We start from the raw sequence: 23,127 nt of genomic DNA, 5'->3' as shown, positions 1-23,127 counted from the left end.
CGATGATAAAGTCTCTGCTCGGACCCTTGGTGCAGCCGATCGCTGAAGCCGCCGTTGCGGCGGGTATTCCCGGTCGCTGGGTCGGCTATCGCTCCGTGCAGCAGGAAAGCCTGAAGGAATATGCCGGGCGCGCAGGCGATCGGGTCAAACTAGAAGTGGTCCACACCGCTGAGCCCGCGACCAATCCCCTGCCGAAAAATGTAGAGAATCTCCGGACCCTTCCAGCCGATCCCGGCTGGTGGGGCTATTCATTCCGGGATGTGCCGTCCCGGCAAAGCGGCGAGACCCTGCGGGCGACAATGCCGAACTGCCTGATATCCTTTTACCGCGATCCGGCGCGCAGCAACGATTTTGTACCCTGTATCATCAACGAAGACAGCAAAGCGCTGATCACAAGGGAAATCCGCTACCGGTTCTGGCATGGTGAATTCATCAGACGTGCGGGGCCGCCGCGCCGCATCGAAAAAGCCACATGGTTTGCGGAAAGGGTATATCACAATTATTCGCACTGGTTGACCGCGCATCTGCCGAAATTGATATTGATGCAGGAGCTTGGCTTGACGGATGATCTGCTAATGCCAGCGGATCTGCCAAAGACGATGCGGGACTCCCTTGACATAATCGGCATCGATTTCGACAGCCTCCCTAAATTCGACATGAATTCGCCCCTTCTGGTTGGCGAACTTACCCTGTTGGAGACTGACCGTTTCCGGCCCGATCTGTTGCGTAAAGTGCCCGTCGCCTTTGGCGTACCCAGCCGCCCGGTCATCGGCCGCCGCATATTTATCAGCAGGGAACGCGCCGAGCGGAGGCGTTTGTTGAATGAGGATGAATTGTGGAAACTTCTGGAGCCCGCTGGCTTCGAAAAGGTTTTCATGGAGGAACTCGATTTTCGCCAGCAGCTCGCCTTGATGAAGGATGCCAGCGTCATCTGCGCTCCGCATGGCGCAGGGATGACAAACATGCTTTTCTGTCCGCCGGGTGCAGTCATCATCGAAATGGCGGATCCGGGTTTCCCCAATCCCAATTTCTATGCTCTCGCCGCCGCTCTTGGCCATGATTATTACATTGTTGCGAGCACCTCCGTCGGCAGCGGGCATCCGCTGGAAAAGGATATGTCCGTCGATCCGGCTCGTCTGGAGGACGTATTGTCCCGCCTGCCGTGAGAGGCGTCGCGTCACGTGGACCTGTGCGTGTCCTTATCGCGGGCGAGCCGGCGACCCATTCAGCGCCCGCCCTCAGCATCGGGTCGGTATTGCAGGAGGAGGGGCTGCAGGTCAGCTTTTCGGAGGGCGCCGAAACAACCGACCAGCGCCGCTGGCTAAAGCTGGTGCGTTCGCACGACCTTGTCATCGTCACTGTCTACGGCAAGCCCACCCGCTATTTTGCCCGCCAACTACACATGGCGCGACTGTTCGGCTGTCGTATCATCCGCGTCTGGGTGGGTACGGACGTCCTAAGGGCTGCCGACGATGCAGAAGCCGTAGAGCTGACGCATTTCTTCGGTCGCGCCATCGATCTGAACATCGCCATGGCCGAACATCTGGTTCTGGAACTGGCCCAAATCGGTGTCGATGCCGTGTTCGTTCCGTCGGTAAGCCAGCTAAAGCCTGACAGTGTTCCCGATGATACCAGGCCGTGCCCGGCCGTCCTCGTATATCTGCCCGCCAGCAGGAAGGAATTTTACCGCGAACCTCTGATTGCCGAGACTATTGCGGCGAACCCGGATCTCTCCTTCATCATTGTGGGCGACGATACACATTGTCTGGCGCATTTCGGGAATGTCGAGAGCCTCGGGTGGGTGTCGGACATGCAGGGCGTATGGAACCGGGCAGGGGTGCTTCTGCGCCTTACGCAGCATGATGGCCTGCCTCGCATGGTTCTGGATGCGCTCGGGCAGGGAAAATACGTCATATATTCCTGGCCCTTGCAGGGGTGCTGGTACGCGACGGACGCAGAGTCGGTGAACGCGGCGCTGGCGGATTTCAGGGCCGCAACCAACGTCAATCAGGCGGGTATGGAGGCGGTGCGGCGTATTGCCGGGGACGGCGGCGCGCAGCTTGCGGTGGCTGTCGGGCGCGCGCGGAGAAGCACCAGCCGCTGGCATTCCTTTCGCGGCATGATCTCCGCGCATCGTCGGGCGCGCGAACCCCGCCAGTAGGGAGGCGGGGGCTCAGGCTTTGCGCCGTTTTCGTTTGGCCAGAGCCATCTCGGTCAAATTCACGATCCGCCGCTCCGGGCCCTGCGGCGATCCCGAAAGCTTCCACAGGGCAAAGCTGACCGCCGGATAGACCGCCGCGCCCACCACCATTTTGATCGCCAGGGACAGGATGCCGGTGTCGATGTTCAGCAACTCCGGAATGCCAAGGCAGGCCGCTGCCATGGCAGATACGGACAGCACTGGCCGCCACAGGCGCGAAAGATAGTCCGCCACACGGACCGGCAGAACGGTGCGTACCAGCCATATATCGAACAGGATCATCAGCAGGCCGGACAACAGAAAGCCGCCGACCACCCCGTTGAAACCATAATGGATGCCGCCAGTGATCAGCAGAGGTGCGCGAATGGCCAAAAGGGCGAAGCCTCGCACGGTCAGCAGCTTTGTGCGCCCGTCCTTCAGAACCTGGGAATGGGCATTGTTGACGATTAGCTGTGCCAGAAAGAAAATCGGGAGGAACTGCACCAGCGGGATCATCGCCAGCCACTTTTCGCCGAACACCAGCGGTACGGTTTCTGCGGCACACAGCGCGAACCCAACCATCAGGGGCGCAAGAATGGCGATGATCGTGCCGATCAACTCCATGTAGACATAGGCTTCGCGTTGCTTGCCCTCACGAACGGCGCTGAACGTGCTGTAAAACACCTTCTGACTGACGCTTAGCAAGATCGTATTGGGCATCTGGGCAAAGGATTTGGCCGTCGAGAAAATGCCCACGGCCGCCGTCCCGACGAACCGCTCCAGCACGAATGTATCTACTCGCGTCGCCAGGGCCACCGGGAAGGATCCAAGCGATACCCATACGGTGAAAGAGAACATCTCCCTGACGCCATAGAGGGAGAATTTCGGTCGGAACTTGTGCATCAGATAGCTGAACAGGACTTCCGATACCGACCCCCAGATAGACCCTATCACCAGCGCCCAATAGCTTTCGATAATGAGAGCCAGCGCGATGGTCATCAGAACCGTGGACAGGGCATTATACAATAAAACCTTGGCCAGAGGGCCGAAGTTCATGTTTTTGCTGTGCATCAGCAGGCCGGGATTGACGAAGCCGATGCAGACTGATCCCAGCGATCCAGCCAAGAGGATCGGCATCAGTTTCTCATTTTCCAGAAAAACCGAAACCGGGTAAGCAAGGGCCGCTATTGCGAGCGCCATCAAAAGCCCGCGAATGACATTAATCGTGAAGGCGGTATTATATTTCCGCTCGTCGATATCGGCTTCACGGATCAGATAGCTGCCAGGCCCAAAGGACAGCACAAGGCCGACAACCTCCTTCACGCCAACCATGATCGCCAGGATGCCGAAATCGCTGGGCATGAGCAGGCGGGCCAGAATGACCGTGCTGGTCAGTCTGACAAGCTGAGCGATCAACTGGGAACTGACCATCACGCTCGCGCCCCGAAGCGTTTTCATCCCCAGCGTCAACTCGTACACTCCTGTTCAGTATCGGGCGCTATTGCCCGGCTCTGGGTCCGGCTGACTGGATACGCGCTTTCCCATAGAGAAGCGACGCGTTCCAATCGTCTGAAAACCAGCGGTCTGTCCGCTCGGTGACTCTTTGGAAGGATGGCCGCTCTCAGGCCTTCTTCAGTGATCGAGTGGCGTTCTGGTGGCCAGACGGCGTGCCTCTTCGGCTGCGCGCTGGCCAACCAGATTCGTTATTCAACGCGGGATCTGGCGCCTGTTCGAATACACCGCTTGGTCGGAGGTGCGATCCCGGAGGGAGCAGTGGGGTCAGCCGGCCTGATCGCAGCTGAACTGCAGCGGACTCCCACGCCCCCCCTTCAAAGAAAAGTGCCTTACTGAACGCGCGCCTTGACGATCTTGCCCGGCTTTGCGGGGGGCTCTCCCTTTGGCAGCGCATCGACATGCTCCATGCCTTCGGTCACCTGACCCCAGACGGTATATTGTCCGTCCAAAAATTCCGCATCCTCGAAGCAGATGAAAAACTGGCTGTTTGCCGAGTCGGGGTTCTGCGCCCGTGCCATGGAGCACGTGCCGCGCGTGTGCGGCTCTGAATTGAACTCCGCCTTCAGGTCGGGCTTGTCGCTGCCGTGCATGCCGGTGCCGCTGGGATCGCCGCCCTGCGCCATGAAGCCGGGAATGACGCGGTGGAATACGACGCCGTCATAAAAACCGTCGCTGGCGAGTTCCGAAATACGTGCGACGTGATTCGGTGCCAGATCGGGACGCAGCTTGATCCACACCTCCGCATCTTCCGAGGTGTCGAGCGAAAGGATCAGGGTCGTCGGGTCCGCCATGTCGGGGGTCTCCAAATAATAATGGGAATGGGATTGCACAGGCCATAACGGCTTGGCAGAAGGCTGGGAAGGGGCGCTTAGCTCAGTTGGTAGAGCATCTCGTTTACACCGAGAGGGTCGGCGGTTCGAGCCCGTCAGCGCCCACCATCCCCGTCGTGAGCCGTCCCGGCGCAACCTAGGTCGCCCTGATGCGTAGTCATCGGTGTAGAAACCTAATGCGGAGAACGTCCATGGCCGATATCTTTACCCTCCTGAAACGCGATCACGATCAGCATCGGGAGATACTGGCGGAGCTTGCAGAGGCCGACGCCGATGCGCGCCAGAAACTGTTCGAAAAGTTCAAGGCGGAGGCGCTGAGCCATGCGAACGCCGAAGAGCAGACGCTCTACGCCGAAATGATGGCAGATCCCGACGAACAGGATGAAGCCCGCCATTCAGTGGCGGAACACAAGCAGATCGATGAATATGTATCGACGCTGGAGGAAATGGAAACGACCGGCGAGGACTGGAAAGCAACGTTCCTGAAACTGAAGCACAGATACGAACATCATATCGATGAGGAAGAAGAAGAAATGTTCCCGCACGCCAAAAAGCACATTTCTGACGAGCGTGCCGAGGAACTGGGCGGCAAGTTCGAAGAGCGTAAGCCTGCAGAGAAGAAAGAGGTAGAAGCTGCCTAGGTCCACCGGCGCGCGTCGCCGTCCCGAAGAAGATTCCGAAGTGGTTTTGGGGCCGGTACCTGCAGAAGGTCCGGCCCCAAGCCATGAGGGTCGCGCGAAACCCTCGCTTTGGCTGATTATATTGCTGGGTGGCCTGACCGCTTTCGGCCCGCTGTCGATTGACCTCTATCTGCCTGCACTACCGGCCATTGGGGAAAATATCGGGGCGAGTCCCGCCCAGATGCAGCAGACGCTTGCCGCGCTGATGGCGGGACTTGCGCTGGGGCAGCTGTTTTACGGCCCCCTGTCAGACCGTTTAGGGCGCCGTCCGCCACTGATCGGCGGCATCGCTCTGTTCGTCCTTGCCTCGGTCCTGTGCGTGTTTGCCGCCAGCGCGTGGCAGCTTATCGCGCTTCGTTTCGTTCAGGGGCTCGGAAGCTGCGCTGCCTTGGTCATCGCGCGCGCCGTGGTGCGCGACCGCTTCGATCATCAGGATACGGCCCGGGTTTTCTCATGGATCATTCTCGTCATGGGCGTCGCACCCATTTTCGCGCCCCTGCTGGGTTCAACGATCCTGGCCTTTGCAAGCTGGCAGTACATATTCTGGCTGCTCGCTGCCTATGGGACCCTGCTCGGCTTCTGGGTGGTCCTATCGCTGGGCGAGAGCCGTACAGCGGAAACTGCCACGCTGGCGCGGGGGGAGAATTTCTTCGCCGGTATGATCGCCCTGTTCGGTGATCAGCGTTTCCGCGGTTATATGTTGGGGCAGGCGTTCAATCAGGCGAGCCTGTTCGCCTATATTTCCAGCGCGCCTGCCATCTTGATCCTGCAATATGGCGTGTCGGAAACAATGTTTGGCTGGCTATTTGCGATGAATGCGGCCGGCCTGATCGCGGGCACGCAGGTCAATCGCCTTTTGCTGGATAGATATAGCGCAGACAATATCATGCGGATTGCAAACCGTCTGGGTGTTTTGTTTGGCGGCCTTCTCATGGTGGTGGCCTTCACCGGTTTCGGCGGCATTTATGGAATAATGTCGGCGCTATTCCTGATCCTAGCCACCTATGGATTTGTCGCCGGTAATGCGAATGCCGGGGGATTGAGCGTTGACCCACGCCGGGCAGGCGCGGCATCGGCTCTGTTGGGCGCATGCGGTTTCGGCGTGGGTGCCATCGCGGCAACCGTCACATCCCTGCTGCCTATGCCCGCAAGCGAGGCTACCGCCGTCGTCTGCTTCGTTTCCTTGCTCTTCGCCCTTTGGTGGTTCCGGGGAATATTCAATCCACCGGCACGCCAGGCAGGCGCTTTGACGTCCTGATCGTCAGAGATGTTTTGACATGCTCCACATTCGGTGCGGACGTCAGTTCGCTGGTCAGGAATTGCTGAAAACCCTTTAGGTCGCGCGCCACGATTTTCAGCATGAAGTCGATCTCGCCGTTCAACATATGGCATTCGCGGACCGGTGCCAGCGTGGCGACGTGTTTCTCGAACGCCTGCAGGTCGGCCTCCGCCTGGCTTTTCAGACTGACCATCGCGAATACGGTAATCCCGTAATCAAGCTCCGCAGGTTCCAGATCTGCGTGATACCCGTTGATGATGCCCGCCTCCTCAAGCGCCCTTACCCTGCGCAGGCAAGGAGGTGCGGTCAGGCCGACGCGCTGAGCCAGTTCGACATTGGTTAACCGTCCTTCCGTTTGCAAATGCCGGAGAATTTGCCGATCAACTTCGTCCAATTGATGTGTCTTCTTTCGCAATATGCCTCCCCGGAGAAATGCCTTTCCCCAAATTAATTCAAAAATGGTATAAAGTTACGTTTGCTGACAGGCAATGGATAGGGGCCCGCCCTAAAAAGCCTACTGCAAAGAGGATATTAAGCTCGCCCTGCTAATATGTGCTTTCCATAGATGCAAAGGTCTGGTTTTTCCTTTCACATGCGAATCGATCAGCGCCTGCGAACCGTAATGGCCTGGCCTGTCGCCGGCGATGCCGGTACCCTCGTCCGCGCGTGCATCCAATTGGTGGATGTCCTCTCGCAGAAGATTGACGGGGTACCGCCTGCCGATCGATTTACCGCCCTGCGCCGGCTCGTGCAGCTGCGAAGCCTGCTGGATGCCGACCAGCGCCGGCGGCTGTCAAAGGGCGCGCGGTCTCTCGGCGTGGGTGAGCGGGTGGAGCGGTTCCTGGCAGTTGCGCCCAGACGCACGCAGATCAAGGACGTGGACGCCCGCGAAGGGACCGCGAGTTACGCCGACGACAATAAGGCGAGGGATCCGTCGCCAGCACCGCGCTCAGCCCCCGAAGAGACCCCTGCAACAGTGTCGCCCGCTATTGGAGAGGCAGTATCGAACGTCTCTGAACTCATTCGCAGGATCGAACGGTCCAAGGCTGCAAGCGGGGCGGCCAGATCTGTTGGCGAGGATGTAGCATGGTCGTCTGACGCGCGGGGACTGATTACCCTGGGAGGTGCCGCATTTGGCGACGCCCAGAAATATCGGCTGGGAACCCTCGAATATGCCCAACCAGAGATCATGAACCGTCTGTTGCGCCGCTGTGCGCCCTTCAGGAACCAGAGGGTGGCCCGACCAGGATCGGGCTACCTGCTGCTGTCTGGCAGCCCGAAATTCGATCCCGACACGGGGGCATTCCTTGGCTATCGCGGCCGCGTGCGGGGCGATGGCGAAGTCGCTCTGCTGGGTGTGCCTTCCGACACGGTCGCAGAGGTCGCGCATGAAGTCAGAACGCCGCTGAACGCCATTCTGGGCTATGCGGAAATGATAGATCGGGAGGTTCTTGGTCCGGCACCGGAAAGCCATCGCAGGGGCGCCCGGGCTATTATCATGGATGCCCAACGATTGCTGGCGGCGGTCGACGCGTTGGGGGATGCCGCCGCGCTTGAGGATGGACGCGACGATGTCTCGGTTGGAGTGACAACCCACAAGGAATTGATCGACAGGCTGACCGAGGATTTCGCACCCTTGGCGTTAGAACGCGGTGTGCGCTTGAGCTTTGAGGCACCGGCAAACGCCTCGCCTTTACATGCGGAACCGACCACGCTTTATCGGGCAGTGTCACGACTGCTGACGGCTATCCTGGCGTTCAGCGATAACAATGCCACCATCCGCATATCGGGCGGACAGGGCAGCCTCTCCATTTCCATGCCAAGGGCGCTGATAAATATTGGCGAGCGAGCGCTGTTGACCGACCGTATTTCGGCACCTGAAGATGCCGACCCGCCGCTTCTGGGCCTTGCCTTCACCTTGCGAATTCTCAAGCGTCTGGCGGCGGTGAATGGAGGGCGCTTCGTGATCAGCGATACCGCGTTCGAGATGAACCTGCCGCCGGTACGACCTCAATTCGACGCGGAAGTCTCGTAATCGCACCTTCCCCTCCCTAAATCTTTTTAGCAGACGAATCACAGAAGGGCAGGCCGCCAAATGGCAACAGACGAACATGTGAAGGTAGCGATCATCGGATCGGGGCCGGCAGGCTATACGGCTGCTGTTTACGCGGCGCGTGCGGCACTGTCGCCGGTGATGATCCGGGGGTTGCAGCCCGGCGGTCAGCTGACCATCACGACGGACGTTGAAAACTGGCCCGGCGAAACGTCCATCATGGGTCCCGACCTGATGATGAAGATGGAGGAGCAATGCCGCCATCTGGGGACTGATATTCGCGACGATATGGTGACGGAGGTTGACCTGTCGCGCCGTCCCTTTACCCTGAAACTGGAATCCGGCGGGACGATCTTGGCCGACACCGTGATCATCGCGACCGGTGCGCAGGCACGCTGGCTTGGGGTAGAGGGCGAGACGAAGTTCCGCGGCTTTGGTGTCAGCGCGTGCGCGACATGCGACGGATTCTTCTATCGGGGCAAGACGGTTGCCGTCGTCGGCGGCGGAAACACCGCCGTTGAGGAAGCCATGTTCCTGACGAATTTTGCCGAAAAGGTATATCTGATCCATCGGCGTGACGAATTGCGCGCAGATGCAACGAACCAGGCCCGCCTGTTTGCCAACAAGAAGGTGGAGCCGGTGTGGAATTCAACCGTCGCCGACGTCATTGGCGACGAAGATCCCCTTTCCGTCACCGGTGTAAGACTGACCGGCACCGACGGTGCGCCGGACCGGGAACTGGCCGTAAGCGGCCTGTTCATCGCAATCGGCCATGATCCCGCGACGCATCTGTTCAAGGGACAGCTTGATATGGACGACGACGGTTACATACGTACCGCCCCCGATTCGACGGCCACGTCCGTGGCCGGTGTCTTTGCGGCGGGTGACGTGAAAGATCATCTTTATCGTCAGGCCGTCACCGCTGCCGGCATGGGCTGCATGGCCGCGTTGGAGGCCGAACGCCTGCTGGGCGCCGAGGAAGCCGCTGAGCCGGAGAGCCTGGCAGCGGAATAGCCGCCAGGTTCTGCCGCGAGGGAGCGGCGGCCCGCGGGGAGGGGACATCAATATGAGTGCGTTCGACTGGGATAAGCTGCGTCTGTTTCATGCAGTTGCCGAGGCAGGGAGCTTTACCGAAGGCGCCCGGCATCTCAGCATGAGCCAGCCCGCCCTGTCGCGGCAGATCGGCGCACTGGAAGAGGCGCTGGGCGCGAAATTGTTCCACCGGCATGCACGTGGCCTCGCGTTGACCCACGAGGGCGAAAAGCTGGCGGCAACCGCGACGGATACCTACGATCAGATCGAACGCACGCGGCAGTCGATAGAACAATCGCTGGGGAAGCCGACCGGCGAATTGCGCGTCACGACGACGATCAGCTTTGGCTCGACCTGGCTGGCGCGCGCCATGGCGGATTTCATGCCGCTATACCCCGAAATCTATGTTTCATTATCGCTAAGCGATGAGGATCTGGATCTCGCGCGGCGCGAAGCGGACGTCGCGATCCGTTTCGCCCCCCCCGTGCAGCAGGGAATGGTTTCAAAGCGGCTGGAGGCGGTGCGGTACAGATTATGTGCATCTCCAGCCTATCTGCAGGAAATGGGGATCCCCGACACGGCGGCAGATTTAGACCGCCACAGGTTGATCGGTTTCGGCGAACCGGCCCCAGGTCCGATTCGCGGCGTGAACTGGTCATTGGAAGTCGGCCGCACCGGACCGCCGCGCGTGCCATCGCTGACCGTCAACAGCATCTATGGCCTTGCTCAGGCTGTCGAGGCCGGGGCAGGCATTGCGGCGCTGCCAAGCTATCTCATCATGTCGTCAGGGCGAATGAACGTGGTTCTACCGGACGAACAAGGGCCTGTATTCCGGACCTATTTCATCTATCCGGAAGAGTTGCGCGGGTCGATCCGGATGCAGGTAATGCGGGACTTCATTCTGAAACGCATGGCGTCCGAGCCGTTGGATTTCGCACCGGAGGAGCTGAGAAGCATGTCAAGCCATGCACCTGTCGCATAGCTAACCTGCATTATTGTGCACTGCACAACGACTCGTCGATATTGCATATACTCTTCATCGGCGGCGGTCACGAACTGCCCCGCAGACATCGATCTTCTCCGCATCCTCCCCGCGGAATTTCGATTGGGCTCCCGGCTACTCCTCCCTCCCTCCCCAGCCGGGAGCCCCACCTGTCTCTCCCCATCTGCCTCCCGGCGGTCCTGCATCAGCTGATCTTTAGACGATCCGTCTTATCAACGCGGTTTTAGGCGCATTATGTAATTGCCAACTCGCGAAGAGGAACAGTCGCATCCTGTGCAGGTCGGGACAGGTAAAATTCAGCGATCAGATTGCCCTCGCTCTCTCCTGACGAATCGAGCCCCTGCGCCTTCAATTTATCGAGAACGCCTTCCTGTTCCTCTGCGGAGGCGAATGCGCGTTGAATGAACTGCTCGCCTTCTAGCTTTTCGGTGACATATCCATGTTTCCCCAACTCATTGACGATAGGGTCGAAGGGAAACATGCGCAGGACGAAATTGGCCATCCAGGGCAGGCGTCCTTCGGCAAAGGCCGGGATCATCTTTGCAAAGCTGATTTCCGTTACGTAGCCGACGCAGCCCGTGGACATTACGAGATCGACGGGCGCGAGCGTATCCGCGGCCACGTCGGACAATTCGTCTTCTTCCAGATTTACTGCCATGCCGCGATCGAGAAGGCCGGTATTTTCGCCATAGCTGATCGCAGGTGCAGAGGGGTCGAGGCCATAAATAGCGGCGGGGTTTGCGACGGGCAGGGCGCTGAAGAACCGACGGTCGGCATCCGTCATCTGTTCCGGCGTGGCAGCGTCAAGCGCGGGGTCGGTCCAGCGCGCATAGAGATCGTCCATTTTGAGGTCATGCTTCAGCAATGCGGCATTCACGCCATATGAACAACCAACATCCAATGCGTGGACTGGGGCGTTCTTGCGCTCCTCCAGATGCTGAATCAAAGTGGTGAAAACCGGTTTTGCAAGTTCCGGAATTCGGTAATCGACCTTCTGAAGCTCTCGGAAGTAATTCCGGGGGTCGGGGTGGCCGTAACTGTAAGACATGTCGGCTTTGGCGCTGTTGATTTCCTTATTTGTGGTAGTAGTCGGCATAATGTCTCCTTGAAGAGTGGGTGGAATTGGTAATGGCATCTTACCGTTCACATGCCCCGTGGACAGGCGAGAACGGTCCGGCAACGCGAAGAAGCGTGCAGGTCGTTCCTTATTCTTTCATGCTTGTACCAGACTCGAGCCCATAGCCCAAGGGCAGTCCGGCAGAAGTAAATGCCGTTCGCTATTGTTTAATGTAAAGCAAGTTCGCGGCGCCATCCTGTCTCGGCTTTGACAGGGGGCTGAAGGCACCCGGGCAGGCGCTCAGCCGTTCGTCAGGCCTCGCCGGCGGTATCGACCAACGCGGCTTCCAGCGCCTCTCGGGGCGACTTTGCGCCCCAAAGTACGAAATTGAACACCGGGTAATAGCGTTCACACTCGTCAATTGCCGCCTCTACGACGGTTTCTGTCTGGCCAAGCGAGATGCCGCCATCACCGTCGCCCTCGTCCAGCATCACGCCGTGGCGGAAGGCGAGCGTACCGTCAGAGGACCACATTTCGAAATGACCGAGCCACATCTGCTCGTTGATGATCGATAGCGTCTCGTAAATTCGGCTGCGGCTCTCGATTGGGACGCGGACGTCGGGAAAAGCAATGAACTGAAGAACGCGCTCCTCGGCGCGCCAGAGCGCCCGCAACTGGTATTTGGTCCAGCTGCCGTCGACAGTGGCAACGATCTCGTCCTCGCCCAGTCGCTCAAAGCCCCAACCATGAGCCTCAAAATAATGTGCGAGCATATCGAGTGGCGGCGCCGCAGTGTCTACCTCGGCATATTCGATATCGATCATCAGGTCGAAACCCCCGGCACCTTCAACATTGGGTGAAGCTTGCCCGGACATCCCGAGTCCGCGCAACCCCGTCAATTGGAATTTCTGTGGATAAGGGGACGGAAGACCTACCAGATATAGTTATTCAGCGTCCTTTGGCGGGCTAGCAGACATTTTCGGCTGCTTTGGGGCAGGCTTTGCATCCGCCGATGCTTTCCCTTCGAGAGCCTCAAGGCGCGCGCGCAGTGCCTCGACCTCTGCCCGGGCATTTGCGGCCATTTCCTTGACCGCATCGAATTCCTCGCGGCTGACCATGTCCATGCCACCGACGAATTCCTGCAGCCGCTCCTTCATGCGGCCCTCCATCTCGCGACCCATTCCGGCCATGGTGCCGGCGGCGCCTGTCGCGAGGCGGGAAAGGTCATCGAAAAATTTGTTCTGGCTTTGCATAGGAACGTCCTTGTCTTGTGAGGGCCCAGATAGGGATTCAGCCATTTAGTTGCCAGATGCGGAAATTGAGGACCGCAGCGAACGATATCCAGACAAGATAGGGGACCATCAGCCACCCCGCCAGACGCGAAACGGCGCCCATGCGAAGGGTGGCAACCACGGCGGCAATGATCAGCGCCAGAATCAAGCCGAGGGCCAAATCAGGCCTCTGCATGCCGAAGAAAACCGGCGTCCAGAGAAAGTTCAGCACTAATTGCAACAAATACCAGAAACGTGCGCGGTTGAAGCTGTCGCGCCATATCAGTCCGCCGGCAGCACCGATCATGATGTAAAGCGCTGACCAAACCGGGCCGAACAACCATCCGGGCGGGGTCAGGGCCGGCTTCTGAAGGGCGTTATACCAAGCTGCACCGGATTGCGGACCAAAGAGAAACCCCAGGGCGATGCCCACCAGGAGGACGATAGCCGCGCCGATCAGCATGGCGCGGGCGGGAAGCGGTCGGTCTGTCATGTGGTGCTCCATTTGCTGGCCGTTGCCAACCGCGCAGCTTTTGCAAATAGCGTCGGCAGGCCCGCATTCTCAATATCTGTAACTGAATGCCATAGCCCATCGGGACGCGGACTGCCGCTTATGTCTGCCGCCATTACGGTAAGTGTCAGACGAAAATGCGTAAATATATGGGATACCGGGCGTGGCAATTGCGTCCAGTCCGCCGCTGCCGGAGGGATGGCCGCCGACGGCGGGGTGGTGAGGAAATCGCTGGCAGGCAGAGCGCGCATGCCGCCCAGCAGCCCCTTTGCCGGGCGCGTTACCAGAAGGACATCCGGCCCATGGGTTAGCCACCAGGCGGTCCCGACGCGCTCAGGCTTCGGCGCTTTTTTGCGTTTTCGCGGCAGGCGCTCGGGACTGTGCCCGGCTGCCTTACAAAAGGGCCGGACAGGGCAGGCAAGGCATAAAGCGGACGTGGGGCGGCAGATCGTGGCGCCCAAATCCATCAGCGCCTGCGCATGGTCGCCGGGCCGATGGGCAGGCGTCAGGCTGGCGGCATGGCGGGCCAGGTCCCGCTTCGCATCGGGCAGCGGCGTTTCCACGGCAAAGAGGCGGGCCATGACCCGCTCCACGTTCCCGTCAACCACGACGCTGGGTCGGCCAAAGGCGATGCTGGCGATCGCGGCGGCGGTGTACGGGCCGATGCCGGGCAGCGTGCGCAGTGCTTCCTCCGTGTCCGGAAATCCGCCCCGCGCCACCACCTGGCGGGCGCATGCGACAAGGTTTCGCGCCCTGGCATAATAGCCCAGACCTGCCCAGGCGGCGAAAACATCCTCTTCCGGGGCCTGCGCCAGTGCCTCGACCGTTGGCCATCGCGTCGTGAATTTGTAAAAATAATCCTTCACCGTCGCGACCACGGTTTGCTGCAGCATGATTTCCGACAGCCAGATCCGATAAGGGTCTGGCCGTGCCTGTGATCCGGGGGGTACGCGCCAGGGCAAGGCACGTGCGTGGACATCGTACCATCCCAGCAGTTCACGTTGAAAAACTGAGGCCTCTATGGTGCTCATGCCCCGCTTCTGGCAGGATGAACACTTAATGGGCAAGCGCGGCAAATTCTCCTCCGACCGGATCGGACATGCACGCTCGGTCGCCGAATTGGTGACCCGGGTGGGCCGCAAGTCGTTCCACAAGTTCGGCTTTGTCGAAAGCGCCATTGTCGCGCGCTGGCCAGAGATTGTGGGGGAGGATGTTTCCCGCAAGTCCAGTCCCGATTCGATCCGCTTTCCGCAGGGCAAACGCGCCGGTGGAACGCTTAATCTATCGGTCCACGGTGCGCATGCGCTCGCCATTCAACACGAGGCGCCGCAAATCCTGGAACGCGTAAACCGCTATTTCGGTTATGGCGCCGTATCGCGAATGGCCATCCGGCAGGGGCAGGCTGCGCCGAAGCGGCTGACCATAGCGGTTCGCCAAGAAGCCGAACCCCTGTCGGCAGAGACAACTCAGGAATTAAAGGCCGTGGCGAACGACGATCTGCGCAGCGCGCTCGAATCGCTCGCAGCGCAGATCAGTGTGACGAAAGGCCCGCCGAAAATCGGCTAGGCTATTTTTTCCAGCTTACGAAGGATCGCTGGCTACGGGCGGCGTTCAGCGCCGCAGCGGTGGGCTTGCCACTGGAATCCAGCTCGATGCGCCGCTCGAACTCAACCCCGAACCGATCGCCCTTCTCCCAGCGTACGGTCGCCGGCAATGGCGGGGAGTCGCTGAAGCTGAGCAATATTTCTTCGCCGATCTGCAATTCCACGTCGCACTGAATGTGGGCGCCCGATTCCGAAATGTCGCGAATCAATACTTTGCGCTCCAGGTCGTCGACGCGGACGATACCGGCGCGGAGGATGCGCGCGCGTTCGTCGCGCTTCTTTATTTCTGTCAGTGCCGTCATGGCCGGGCATTGGCTCCAGTTTTATAGGGAAATAAATAGCGCGTGAGGATTAATCAGTCCTTTCAATTCAGCACGCTATCGACCGGCTCAGAGCGAGAACGCCGTCAGGTACGCCGTGGCCACGATCAGAATCAGAAGAGAGAGCGGCGCTCCCATTCGTGCAAAGTCGCTGAACAAATAACCTCCAGGACGCATTACGAGCAGATTGTTCTGATGCCCGATCGGGGTGAGGAAGGCCGCCGAAGCGCCGACCAGAACGACCAAAAGGGCCGCATCGCTGTCGAACCCTCTCAATTCCGCGATCTGATATGCGACCGGGCCCATGATGATCGCGGTCGCGACGTTATTGAGGATGGCCGATAGCAGAAGCGTAATCGCACCCAAGGCGAATAGCGCGGCCCACGCCGGTGCATCGGACAGTGTAGCCGATAGCCATTGCGAAACGTCTGACGCCGCCCCAGTCGTTTCAAAACTTTGCCCCACGGGGATCATCGCTGCCAATAGAACGATAACCGGCCAGTCGATGCTACGATAGATCTCATCCGCCGGTAGCAAGCGAAGAGCGGGGATCAGCGCCGCGGCGGCAACGAAGGCGATAGCTGGCGACGCGCCAAAAAAAGCAGTGGCGGCGATGGCGGTCGCAAAGATCCCAATGATCATTGCGGCGCGTCGATAATCCACATCCTGCAGGTCGTGGCGACCGATTTCCAGCAATCGCGCATTGGGAATGAATTCGGCGATCACCGACGCCGACCCATGAATGAACAGCTGGTCGCCAGCCTGAATTTCCATCGTCCTCAACGGCCGCTTTGCGCGTGCGGCACGGGGGCCGGCCGCTACGATGGAAAGGCGGCCCTCCGTCCGGCCAGCCACGGCATCATAGGCCCGACCGATCAGAAAGCTGCCATGGGCAACGGCGGTACGAACAGTGACGGCATCCGGGCTCTCATCGCGCCGGTGCACCGCCGTGTAGCCAGTTTCTTCTGCCAGATTCCATGGGTTCTTGCGCGATAGCACGATGATGCGTCGGCCCAGGCTGGCGCCCTGCCCAGATCGCCAGCGCCGCTCTCCGGGTTCATAGACCTTTAACAGGCGCGCTCCTGCCTGGCGCAGACTTTCGCGCAGACCTGCCGTTCCAGCCGCCTGTTCCGGCACGATCAGTTCATAGACGCGCCAGGGGTTATCGACGCCGCGTACGACAGCCCGCCGGGTGGGTAAAAGGCGGAACCCGATGGCTGCCATATAGAGAAGGCCGACAATTGTGACGGCCACGCCGACACCGCTCATGTCGAAGAATCCAAATCCGGTGCCGACATGATCGCGGCGGATCGACGAGAGGATCAGGTTGGGTGGCGTGCCGATCAGAGTCGTCATGCCGCCCAGAATGGTGGCAAACGCAAGCGGCATCAGCGCCGCCGTCGGTGACCGCTTTGCCTCTATCGCCAGTTTTGACGCGACGGGCATTGCGATTACCAGGGCGGCGATATTGTTCATGAAGGCGGACAGCACCGCGCCGATGATCATCACGATCATCAATTGCAGTTCGAATGGTGCGCTGCTTCGCGTAAGATGCCCCGTTACGGCGCTTGCAATGCCGCTCAGCTCAATCGCGCGGCCGATGACGAGAACGGCCGCCACCGTGATCACGGCCGGATCGGCGAAGCCCGCCAGGGCATCCCGCGGGGTCACGATGCCGACGCCAACGCACATGATCAGGGCGGTTAGCGCCACCAGATCGTGGCGCAGCCGATCGGTGACGAAAAGAACAAGTGCAATCAGCAGGACGCCGGCGCTTACCCACGCCGGGTCCAACGCCGAGATCATCTCGTTCAGGCCGTCGAACATGGAACTGATCCGCGCAGCAGAAAGTTTTCGGTGATGATCGGTCCCCAGGTCATTAGTGCCCGTCTATAGAAGGACGGGACATATTGCCCCACACCTTTTGTGCTTGAATGAGTGCGCGTCGACCCCAGATAATCCGCAGCGAGACTGCGAGGTTCACCTAATGTTGACCTGAATGCGATAAAAGCGTCAAACTGGTATCCGTTTGGGGTGGACAAGCGTGCTCGGATGAGAAACAGGTTTATGATGGCGACCGCTTTCAGCGGGCAGGGGCGCCGGTTTTCGCGCTCCCGGAAAGGATTTTCATGACGAAGCTTACGGGCGGGAATGCAGGTGCCGGGGACGGATCGGGTGGCGATTCCAAGAATACGCTCTACTGTTCCTTCTGCGGCAAGTCGCAGCACGAGGTTCGCAAGCTGATTGCGGGCCCGACCGTTTTTATCTGCGATGAATGCGTTGAGCTGTGCAACGATATCATCCGGGAGGAGACGAAGACGGGTGTGGGCGACAAGAGTTCGTCCGGTGTTCCGACACCGCGCGAAATCTGCGATGTGTTGGATGATTATGTTATTGGCCAGGACTTCGCGAAGCGTGTCCTTTCCGTCGCGGTGCACAATCACTACAAGCGGCTCGCGCATGGCGCCAAGGGCGCTGATATCGAGCTCGCCAAGTCGAACATCCTGCTGATCGGCCCCACCGGCTGCGGCAAGACGCTGCTGGCGCAGACGCTGGCCAAGACATTCGACGTGCCGTTCACGATGGCGGACGCCACCACCCTGACAGAGGCCGGCTATGTCGGTGAGGATGTCGAGAACATCATCCTGAAGCTGCTGCAGGCGTCAGATTACAATGTCGAGCGTGCGCAGCGCGGGATCGTTTATATCGACGAAATCGACAAGGTCAGCCGCAAGGCCGACAATCCGTCGATTACGCGCGATGTATCGGGCGAGGGCGTTCAGCAGGCGCTGCTGAAGATCATGGAGGGCACCACGGCCTCCGTTCCGCCGCAGGGCGGTCGCAAGCATCCGCAGCAGGAATTCCTGCAGGTGGATACGACGAACATCCTGTTCATATGCGGCGGTGCCTTTGCCGGGCTGGAGCGGATCATTGCCGACCGTCTGCAGGGCAAATCCATAGGGTTCGGCGCGCATGTTGCCGCCCCTGATGAACGCCGGACGGGCGAGGTGCTGCGCCAGATCGAGCCGGAAGATCTGCTGAAGCATGGTCTGATCCCCGAGTTCGTCGGTCGTCTGCCAATTCTCGCCACGCTTGAGGATCTGGACGAAGATGCGCTGATAACCATCCTAACCGAACCGAAAAATGCCTTGGTCAAGCAGTATCAGAAGCTGTTCGAGATCGAGGAGGTGACGCTTTCCTTCACGCCCGATGCTCTGTCGGCGGTTGCGAAAAAGGCGATTGCCCGTCGGACCGGCGCCCGAGGATTGCGGTCGATCATGGAGGGCATCCTGCTCGACACCATGTTCGAACTGCCGTCCATGGATGGCGTCGACGAGGTACGGATCGACAAGGACGTCGTTGCCGGCACAAAGGATCCCGTGCGCGTTTTTGCCAAGAAGGAAAAGAAGGTCGCGGACGACGCGGCGTAGCGCAATCGCCGCCGTTCGCGCTTTCGGTCGATGGGTTCCCACATGAGGAAAATGCCGGCCCGCGCGGCGGCGGTGATCGGGTTCGGTCTTCTGACGCTGGCGGCGTGCGTAGCGGATGGAGGGGTGGCCCCGGCGCCCTACAGCGTTTCGCGTGCCGCGCTGTCGGCGCATGTCGATTTTCTGGCCGATGACCGTCTTGAGGGGCGCCTCGCGGGATCAGTTGGCGACCGGATCGCCACACGGTACATCGCAGGGCAGTTCGCCGAGGCCGGGGCGGTTCCGCTGCCCGGCGGCATCTCCGACCAGAAAGTAGAGCTGGAGGGCGGGGGCACATCGCGCAACGTGCTGGCGATGGTGCCCGGAGTATTACACCCTGATGAATATGTGCTCTATATAGCCCATCATGATGGGCAAGGTATGGGCAACGATCTGTGCCAACGCGCCGACGAGAGCGACAATATTTGCAACAGCGCCGTCGACAATGCCAGCGGCGTCGCCGTTCTGATCGAGCTTGCGCGGCGATATGCCGAACAGCCGGCCGAGCGCTCCATTATTTTCCTTGCCAGCGCAGCGGAAGAGGGCGGCCTATGGGGCGCCTATGCCTTTACGACGGATCCACCGGTCCCCTTGTCATCCATTCGGGCCGTCCTGGGCCTCGATACCGTTGCAGCGAGGGGGTATACACGGAACGTCGTGCTGTTGGGTGCGGGACTGACCGATCTGGGGTCCATGGCAGAGGCTGCCGCTGTAGCAGAGGGCAGGCGGCTCGTTCGATCGCAGGAGGCAGACGATTTTTACGACCGGTCCGATCATTTCGCCTTTGCGGAGGCGGGAGTGCCCGCCGTCATGCTGACGGGTCTGTTCGCGCCTGCGAATGGCGGCCTGGCAGCGACGCCCTACATGACGGCACGCTATCACAGCGCGTCCGACGAGGCCGGGCCGGGTATAGACTGGTCCGGCGCACAGGCGGATGCCGGTCTGCTCTACCGCTTCGGTCGATTGATCGCGAATGCGGATCAGGCGCCCAAGTGGCAGCCGACATCGCCCTATCAGCGGCCCTAGCGGGGCTACCGATCCCGGCGTATAAGGCGGCGCTCCCCGATTCCCTGCCGCAGGAGCGCCCCCCTTGGTCAAGATTCGCGATGGCCTAACCTTCGATGACGTACTGCTTGTGCCGATGGAATCATCGGTCATGCCATCGGAGGTCAACCTGACGACGCAGCTGACCCGCGATATCGCGCTCAACATGCCGATTCTTTCTGCCGCAATGGATACGGTGACTGAGGCGGACATGGCCATCGTCATGGCACAGATGGGCGGCCTTGGCGTGTTGCACCGCAACCTCTCCATCGATGAGCAGGCGGCGGCTGTGCGGGCTGTGAAGCGCTTCGAGAGCGGCATGGTCGTCAATCCAGTTACCATGCAGCCGCACCAGACGCTGGGCGAGGCGCTGGAAACCATGGCGCGCTACAAGATCGGCGGGATCCCCATAACGGAGCCAGCCCGCGGGGGGCTGCCCGGTCGCCTGATCGGCATATTGACCAATCGTGACGTCCGCTTCGCCGAGAATCATGATCAGGCGATCAGCGAACTGATGACGAAGGAGAACCTTGCCACTGTTCCGCTGGGTGTCAGCCATGACGAAGCGCGCAGGCTGCTGCACCAGCGCCGCATTGAGAAGCTGCTGGTTGTGGACGACGACTTCCGCCTTGTCGGTCTGATTACCGTCAAGGACATAGAGAAGGCGGTTACGTTCCCCTCCGCCACCAAGGATTCGGCGGGACGTCTTCGCGTCGCTGCCGCCACGACGGTCGGCGATGCAGGCTTCGAGCGGACGGAGGCGCTGATCGATGCCGAATGCGACGTCATCGTCGTCGATACCGCCCATGGTCATTCCGTTCGCGTTGCCGAGGCTGTTTCGCGTATCAAGCGGCTCAGCAACAATGTGCAGATCATCGCAGGTAATGTCGCGACAGGAGCGGCTGCCGAGGCGCTGATCGATGCGGGCGCCGACTGCATCAAGGTCGGCATCGGTCCGGGCTCTATCTGCACGACTCGCATCGTTGCGGGTGTCGGCGTGCCGCAGTTTACCGCAATCATCGACGCGGCCGAAGCTGCCGCGAAGCACGGCGTTCCGGTCATCGCCGACGGCGGCATCCGCACCTCCGGCGATGTGGCAAAGGCAATCGCGGGCGGCGCCGCGGCGGCAATGGTGGGTTCGCTGCTGGCGGGAACTGAAGAAGCGCCCGGAGAGACCTTTCTCTACCAGGGACGCAGCTACAAAAGCTATCGTGGTATGGGCAGTGTCGGCGCCATGGCTCTGGGCTCTGCGGATCGATATTTCCAGCAAGACATCAAGGACCATATGAAGCTCGTCCCCGAAGGGATCGAGGGGCAGGTTCCCTATAAGGGCGCGGCCAAGGATATTCTGCACCAGCTGGCTGGCGGCGTGAAGGCGGCCATGGGCTATACGGGCTCTGCCACTATCCAGGATTTTCAGGAGCGGGCGAACTTCGTGAAGATCACCGGGGCGGGCCTGCGCGAAAGCCATGTGCACGATGTCGCCATCACCCGCGAAGCGCCGAATTATCCCACCCGTTGACCTGCTCCATGGCAGCTAGTGCCCCTGTCGATCGCGTCTCCGTGCGCGCTTTTATAGCAGGAGCGGCCGCATGACGCCCGCTGCACGCACCCAGGCCGCCATAGAAATTCTGGATCAGGTTATCGAATCGGCACGAAGCGGTGGCGCGGCGGCCGACGTGCTGATCGCTCGCTATTTCAAGACGCGGCGCTATGCCGGATCGAAGGATCGCCGCGCGGTGCGCGACGTGGTCTATGACTGCATTCGCTCATTGGGCGAAATGCCCATTTCCGGTCGCGCGGCTGTGCTGGGTGCTAGGTCCGACCTTGAGGATCATTTTGGCGGTGAAGGCCATGCCCCCGCTTCCCTGTCCGCCGACGAGCCGCGTGCCGAGCCTGGGCTGGCGCCGGGCTGGCTCCTCAAACGGCTGGGCGACCGAGCCGATCCCGCGCTTCTTGAACGCGCACCGCTGGATCTCAGGGTGAATAGCCTCAAGGCGCGGCGGGACGATTTGCTGCACCTTGGCGACCCGGTTCGCGACCTACCCAACGCCCTGACCAACGCTCCTGACGATATCGCTCGTCGTCCTGAATATCTGCAGGGTCTGGTCGAAATTCAGGATCGTGGCAGTCAGCACATCGTGCAGACCTGCGCCGCGCGCGCCGGGGCGACTGTGATCGACCTGTGTGCGGGCGCCGGTGGCAAGTCATTGGGACTAGCTGCGGAAATGCAGAACATGGGCAGTATTCTGGCAAGCGACACGGATTGGCGCAGACTGGGCGAATTGCCGGCGCGGGCCGAGCGCGCGGGCGCGAATATCATCACCCCTGTACGGCTTAACCCGGGCGAGGAAAGGGATGCATTCGACGGAACCCGCGCCGACATCGTGCTGATCGACGCACCCTGTTCAGGTACTGGAACCTGGCGGCGTAATCCGGAGGCGAAGTGGCGGCTGACGCCGGAGCGGCTGGAACGTCTGACCGGCCTGCAGCGCCATTTGATTTCGGTGGGCGCGTCTCTGGTAAAGCCCGGCGGTGCGCTTATCTACGCGGTCTGTTCCTTGTTACCAGAAGAAGGCGCACGTCAGGCCGACCGTTTCCCTGCGGAGGGGTTTTCGGAGGTTTCGCGCGTAACGCTTATGCCGCAAATCGGCGGATCCGACGGTTTCTTCATCGCACGTTTTGAAATGGCATGATAGGATCCGCAGCAGGATGGAGAAGTTCATGAACAAGGCCGTTTTTATCGGTGCGCTCGCCCTCGCTGTCGGAGGGGTCTCGACCGTTGCCCTGTGTGAAACGCCAGAGCCGCGCATTTCCGCAAAGTCGATGAAGTTCACAACTGCCGGCGAAGGATTGCTGGGTGATCAAAAAGCCGAGGCGGCCATTGACCAGTTCGAAACCGCCCTCGCCGTCGATCCGAAAAATGTCCGCGCCTATATTGGTCTCGCTCGTGCTCATGACGCGCTGGGATTGCCGGGTCGTGCGGTGAAATTCTATCGCGAAGGGCTGACCATCGATCCATCGAACCTAACTGCTCTGGAAGAGCAGGGCGAGGCTCTGGTGGAACGTGGTGCCACCGCGCGCGCGCGCAAGAATCTCGAGCGCATCCGTGATCTTTGCGAGCGGGAATGTACGCAGGCTACCCGCTTGGCGAGCGCAATCAGTGCTGGGCCGCCGCCAGTCGAAAGTGCGGAAAGCGTTTCCAAATCTGAGACTTTGCCTGACACGAACTGACGACGGTAAAGACGAGGTCGTCGCTGTTGGGTGGCCCTCTGGTGTGCT

Annotated in this window: 23 protein-coding genes and 1 tRNA gene; 14 read left to right on the top strand and 10 right to left on the bottom strand. The window is 60.3% G+C overall.

The window, feature by feature from the left end; all coding sequences use genetic code 11:
• Positions 1-2: 2 nt before the first annotated feature.
• On the top strand, positions 3-1,166 hold the full coding sequence (locus ACSMXM_RS05985) for a glycosyltransferase family 61 protein (protein WP_460314843.1): 1,164 nt from the start codon (positions 3-5) through the stop codon (positions 1,164-1,166).
• Positions 1,167-1,189: 23 nt separating this feature from the next.
• Positions 1,190-2,161 (top strand): hypothetical protein, encoded by a 972-nt coding sequence (locus ACSMXM_RS05980; protein WP_460314841.1) that lies wholly within the window; start codon positions 1,190-1,192, stop codon positions 2,159-2,161.
• Positions 2,162-2,173: 12 nt separating this feature from the next.
• On the opposite strand, the gene ACSMXM_RS05975 is transcribed toward ACSMXM_RS05980, so the two are convergent.
• Together ACSMXM_RS05975 and ACSMXM_RS05970 are read right to left on the bottom strand one after the other, a co-directional pair.
• Positions 2,174-3,637, bottom strand: coding sequence for an oligosaccharide flippase family protein (locus ACSMXM_RS05975; RefSeq protein ID WP_460314839.1), 1,464 nt, complete (start codon positions 3,635-3,637; stop codon positions 2,174-2,176).
• A gap of 386 nt (positions 3,638-4,023) precedes the next feature.
• On the bottom strand, positions 4,024-4,485 hold the full coding sequence (locus ACSMXM_RS05970) for a peptidylprolyl isomerase (RefSeq protein ID WP_460314837.1): 462 nt from the start codon (positions 4,483-4,485) through the stop codon (positions 4,024-4,026).
• A 71-nt stretch (positions 4,486-4,556) separates the two neighbouring features.
• Here ACSMXM_RS05970 and ACSMXM_RS05965 point away from each other — a divergent pair.
• From ACSMXM_RS05965 to ACSMXM_RS05955, 3 genes are all read left to right on the top strand, one after another.
• A tRNA-Val gene (locus ACSMXM_RS05965) sits at positions 4,557-4,632 on the top strand.
• A gap of 83 nt (positions 4,633-4,715) precedes the next feature.
• Positions 4,716-5,165 (top strand): hemerythrin domain-containing protein, encoded by a 450-nt coding sequence (locus ACSMXM_RS05960; protein WP_460314835.1) that lies wholly within the window; start codon positions 4,716-4,718, stop codon positions 5,163-5,165.
• 40 nt (positions 5,166-5,205) lie between these two features.
• A complete protein-coding gene (locus tag ACSMXM_RS05955) occupies positions 5,206-6,462 on the top strand; it encodes a multidrug effflux MFS transporter (RefSeq protein ID WP_460314833.1) in 1,257 nt (418 codons plus the stop codon).
• Here ACSMXM_RS05955 and ACSMXM_RS05950 read toward each other — a convergent pair.
• The gene (locus tag ACSMXM_RS05950; RefSeq protein ID WP_460314831.1) at positions 6,422-6,877 is read right to left on the bottom strand and encodes an Lrp/AsnC family transcriptional regulator; all 456 of its coding nucleotides are present in this window, start codon (positions 6,875-6,877) and stop codon (positions 6,422-6,424) included. The genes ACSMXM_RS05955 and ACSMXM_RS05950 overlap by 41 nt on opposite strands.
• A gap of 228 nt (positions 6,878-7,105) precedes the next feature.
• Here ACSMXM_RS05950 and ACSMXM_RS05945 point away from each other — a divergent pair, with 228 nt between their 5' ends.
• The 3 genes from ACSMXM_RS05945 to ACSMXM_RS05935 are packed head-to-tail and all read left to right on the top strand — an operon-like array spanning position 7,106 to position 10,550.
• The gene (locus ACSMXM_RS05945) at positions 7,106-8,518 is read left to right on the top strand and encodes a sensor histidine kinase (RefSeq protein ID WP_460314829.1); all 1,413 of its coding nucleotides are present in this window, start codon (positions 7,106-7,108) and stop codon (positions 8,516-8,518) included.
• 60 nt (positions 8,519-8,578) lie between these two features.
• Complete coding sequence (trxB, locus tag ACSMXM_RS05940) at positions 8,579-9,550, top strand: thioredoxin-disulfide reductase (RefSeq protein WP_460314827.1); 972 nt, start codon at positions 8,579-8,581, stop codon at positions 9,548-9,550.
• 52 nt (positions 9,551-9,602) lie between these two features.
• A complete protein-coding gene (locus tag ACSMXM_RS05935; RefSeq protein ID WP_460314825.1) occupies positions 9,603-10,550 on the top strand; it encodes a LysR family transcriptional regulator in 948 nt (315 codons plus the stop codon).
• Between the two features lie 253 nt (positions 10,551-10,803).
• Here the strand turns inward: ACSMXM_RS05935 and ACSMXM_RS05930 are convergent, their stop codons facing one another.
• The 5 genes from ACSMXM_RS05930 to ACSMXM_RS05910 form a co-directional block, all read right to left on the bottom strand.
• Entirely contained in the window at positions 10,804-11,667 is an 864-nt protein-coding gene (locus ACSMXM_RS05930) for a hypothetical protein (RefSeq protein ID WP_460314823.1), read from the bottom strand.
• A 272-nt stretch (positions 11,668-11,939) separates the two neighbouring features.
• A complete protein-coding gene (locus ACSMXM_RS05925; protein WP_460316360.1) occupies positions 11,940-12,455 on the bottom strand; it encodes a type III secretion system chaperone family protein in 516 nt (171 codons plus the stop codon).
• Between the two features lie 117 nt (positions 12,456-12,572).
• The gene (locus ACSMXM_RS05920; RefSeq protein ID WP_460314821.1) at positions 12,573-12,881 is read right to left on the bottom strand and encodes an accessory factor UbiK family protein; all 309 of its coding nucleotides are present in this window, start codon (positions 12,879-12,881) and stop codon (positions 12,573-12,575) included.
• Between the two features lie 37 nt (positions 12,882-12,918).
• Positions 12,919-13,392: a TspO/MBR family protein gene (locus tag ACSMXM_RS05915; protein ID WP_460314819.1), complete on the bottom strand. Its 474-nt coding sequence runs from the start codon at positions 13,390-13,392 to the stop codon at positions 12,919-12,921.
• Positions 13,389-14,441 carry an A/G-specific adenine glycosylase gene (locus ACSMXM_RS05910; protein ID WP_460314818.1) on the bottom strand — a complete coding sequence of 351 codons (1,053 nt, stop codon included), beginning with the start codon at positions 14,439-14,441 and terminating at the stop codon, positions 13,389-13,391. Before ACSMXM_RS05910 ends, ACSMXM_RS05915 begins: the two co-directional genes overlap by 4 nt.
• 28 nt (positions 14,442-14,469) lie before the next feature.
• Here ACSMXM_RS05910 and ACSMXM_RS05905 point away from each other — a divergent pair, with 28 nt between their 5' ends.
• On the top strand, positions 14,470-14,976 hold the full coding sequence (locus tag ACSMXM_RS05905) for a DUF721 domain-containing protein (protein ID WP_460314816.1): 507 nt from the start codon (positions 14,470-14,472) through the stop codon (positions 14,974-14,976).
• A gap of 1 nt (position 14,977) precedes the next feature.
• On the opposite strand, the gene ACSMXM_RS05900 is transcribed toward ACSMXM_RS05905, so the two are convergent.
• On the bottom strand, positions 14,978-15,316 hold the full coding sequence (locus ACSMXM_RS05900; RefSeq protein WP_460314814.1) for a PilZ domain-containing protein: 339 nt from the start codon (positions 15,314-15,316) through the stop codon (positions 14,978-14,980).
• A gap of 87 nt (positions 15,317-15,403) precedes the next feature.
• Complete coding sequence (locus ACSMXM_RS05895) at positions 15,404-17,161, bottom strand: SLC13 family permease (RefSeq protein WP_460314812.1); 1,758 nt, start codon at positions 17,159-17,161, stop codon at positions 15,404-15,406.
• 302 nt (positions 17,162-17,463) lie between these two features.
• On the opposite strand from ACSMXM_RS05895, the gene clpX reads away from it, so the two are divergent.
• The 5 genes from clpX to ACSMXM_RS05870 all read left to right on the top strand — a co-directional run bounded on the left by clpX (position 17,464) and on the right by ACSMXM_RS05870 (position 23,079).
• On the top strand, positions 17,464-18,765 hold the full coding sequence (gene clpX, locus ACSMXM_RS05890) for an ATP-dependent Clp protease ATP-binding subunit ClpX (RefSeq protein WP_460314810.1): 1,302 nt from the start codon (positions 17,464-17,466) through the stop codon (positions 18,763-18,765).
• Positions 18,766-18,807: 42 nt separating this feature from the next.
• Positions 18,808-19,827: a M28 family peptidase gene (locus tag ACSMXM_RS05885; RefSeq protein ID WP_460314808.1), complete on the top strand. Its 1,020-nt coding sequence runs from the start codon at positions 18,808-18,810 to the stop codon at positions 19,825-19,827.
• A 64-nt stretch (positions 19,828-19,891) separates the two neighbouring features.
• Positions 19,892-21,367, top strand: coding sequence for an IMP dehydrogenase (gene guaB, locus ACSMXM_RS05880; RefSeq protein WP_460314807.1), 1,476 nt, complete (start codon positions 19,892-19,894; stop codon positions 21,365-21,367).
• A gap of 70 nt (positions 21,368-21,437) precedes the next feature.
• Positions 21,438-22,541 carry an RsmB/NOP family class I SAM-dependent RNA methyltransferase gene (locus ACSMXM_RS05875; protein WP_460314805.1) on the top strand — a complete coding sequence of 368 codons (1,104 nt, stop codon included), beginning with the start codon at positions 21,438-21,440 and terminating at the stop codon, positions 22,539-22,541.
• Positions 22,542-22,569: 28 nt separating this feature from the next.
• Entirely contained in the window at positions 22,570-23,079 is a 510-nt protein-coding gene (locus ACSMXM_RS05870; RefSeq protein ID WP_460314803.1) for a tetratricopeptide repeat protein, read from the top strand.
• Positions 23,080-23,127: the final 48 nt, after the last annotated feature.

This window comes from Pacificimonas sp. ICDLI1SI03, from assembly GCF_054740865.1.
This window is presented reverse-complemented; position numbering and strand designations above follow the sequence as displayed.